The sequence below is a fragment of the Amycolatopsis sp. NPDC026612 genome (assembly GCF_040638285.1).
Lineage (GTDB): Bacteria > Actinomycetota > Actinomycetes > Mycobacteriales > Pseudonocardiaceae > Amycolatopsis.
Map to the genome: position 1 here is coordinate 1 of NZ_JBEZYB010000177.1, position 2052 is coordinate 2052.

Annotated in this window: 2 protein-coding genes; both read right to left on the minus strand. The window is 71.5% G+C overall.

The features are described 5' to 3' along the window. Positions 1-30: 30 nt before the first annotated feature. Positions 31-1401, minus strand: a complete 1371-nt coding sequence (locus AB0F15_RS44985) for an alginate lyase family protein (RefSeq protein WP_360284079.1) — start codon at positions 1399-1401, stop codon at positions 31-33. Positions 1402-1492: 91 nt separating this feature from the next. After that, positions 1493-2052 (minus strand): aspartate/glutamate racemase family protein (locus AB0F15_RS44990; protein ID WP_360284081.1); only part of this gene is annotated, 560 nt, incomplete at its 5' end.

Sequence of the window (2052 nt, forward strand, 5' to 3'; positions counted from 1 at the left end):
TCGGCAGCAACACCTGACCACCCTCGACCGCTATCCGGACTGCGGACTGCGGGTCCGCTCCACGATCATCAGCAGCGCCTCGACATGCCCGAGAAGCGGGAAGCAGGACACCCGCACCGGCCACGTGTCGCCACCCGTGGGCAACGGCAGCTGCTTGAGCGCCGCCGCCGCGTCCGGGTCGTGGGCCTCTTCGGCGGCCGCGTGGAAGATGTCCGCCGCGATCGACTGGTCGAACACGCCGATCTGCTGGTGCGGCCAGGCTTGCGCGCCGTGCAGCGCGGCCGGGATCAGCTGGTCGACGACCTTCCGCAGCGTCACGCCGTTCGCCGCCCGGTACTTCCAGACGTCGACACCGAGATTCTTCCCGAGCTCCGCCATGCGGCCCCACGCGGTGAGGTTGAAGTTGACGTAGTGCCACGACATCGTCCGCGAGAGCTCGAGCGGCTGGCTGCCGTCCGCGGCGAACTGCACCGGGAACCGCTTCTGCTCCGCGTCGAGCACGATCTGCTTCGCCGCGTTGCGCCGGCCGAGGTACGCGGAGATCGTCGCGTTCTGCATGTCGAGGAACGTGCCGTGGTTGTTGGTGGCGGCCAGTTCGAGCTTGGCCTGCGGGCTGGTCTGCATCCAGCTCAGGTACTGCGTCAGCCAGGCCTTGATCCCGGAGCGGTCCTTCCCGGTCCAGCCCGGCGCGCCGCCGTCGAGCAGCGCGAACGCGTCCATCAGCTGGCTGAACGACTGGGTGGAGTCGATGATGCCGGTGCCGCTGACGGTGGTGCGGCAGGGCACGATCTGCGAGTACGTCATGTTCGGGTTCATCCGGGTGGCCGGGTCGAGGAACCAGGTCCGGATGTCCAGGGCCGCCCGCTTCGCGTACTTCGCGTCGCCGGTGTAGTACCAGGCCAGCGAGAGGTAGTACATCGCGTCCCACGCCCACATGCGGTAGGTGTGGTCGGTGATCGCGTCGGCCTCCGGGTTGCGCTGGCCGTCCTTGCCGACGTACGGGCAGCCTTGCGGGTTTTCGGGGGTCTTCGGCTGGCTCGCCCACCAGTAGGGCGCTTGGCTCGTGTAGTCGTGCTTGTCGCCGCTCGGCGGCGCGGACGGCTTGTCCATGACCGACCACGGCCCGGCCGTGAGCGCGGTGTTCGCCTTGTCCAGCACCACTTTCAGCGCGGTGCGCTGCGCGGCGGTGGCGTGGCTGCTGCGCAGCGCCTGCCGGATGTTCGCGAGTTTGCCGCCGTCGGTCACGACGGTGTGCGGGGCTCCGCCCCGGCCGGGGGCTCCGCCACCCGGACCCCCGAAAGAATCCGTGGTGTGCGGTGGTGACGCCGCCACTGCTGTCCCGCTGACCGGGACCAGGATCATGCTCGCCGACAACGCCAGCGCACCCAAAACCCTTGGCACTTGAGACCGCCCTTCGGGGACGTCAAAATCCCCACTCGTCACCGGGCGGCGGTACGGCTGCAGGGATTCTGACCGGGCGGAGCGGCGAGTGTCAATCAGGCCAGGTGCGGCGCTTGTCCAGCGGCTTCGCGTACGACCCGGCGCGGCTCGTCTTGAGTCCCAGTGCCACCAGCGACTCCGCGAGCCGGACGGCGGCCGCGACGCCGTCGATGACGGGAATGTCCAGCATCGTCGCGATCTTCCGGTCCAGCCCGGTCATCCCCGCGCAGCCGAGCACCAGCACCTCCGCCCCGGCGTCCCGCGCGCGGCGGCCCGCGGTGAGCAACGCCGACTCGGTCCGGCGGCCGTCGGTCAGCTCCAGCACGCCGAGCCCGGCGCCGGTGACCGTGACGCAGTTCTGCGCGACGCCGGCGGCGTGCAGGCTGTCCTCGATCAGCCCGCACGTCCGGTCCAAAGTGGTCACGACGCCGTAGCGGCGGCCGAGCAGGCAGGCCAGGTGCGCGGCGGCCTCGGTGATGTCGACGACGGGGACGTCCAGCAGTTCGCGCGCGCCCTCGCGGCCGTGGGGGGGGCCCCCGCCCGCCGCCCCCCCGGCCGGCAGGACGGGCCGGGCCCCCCCCACACCCCCCCAGCCCCCCCCCCGGCCGCGGC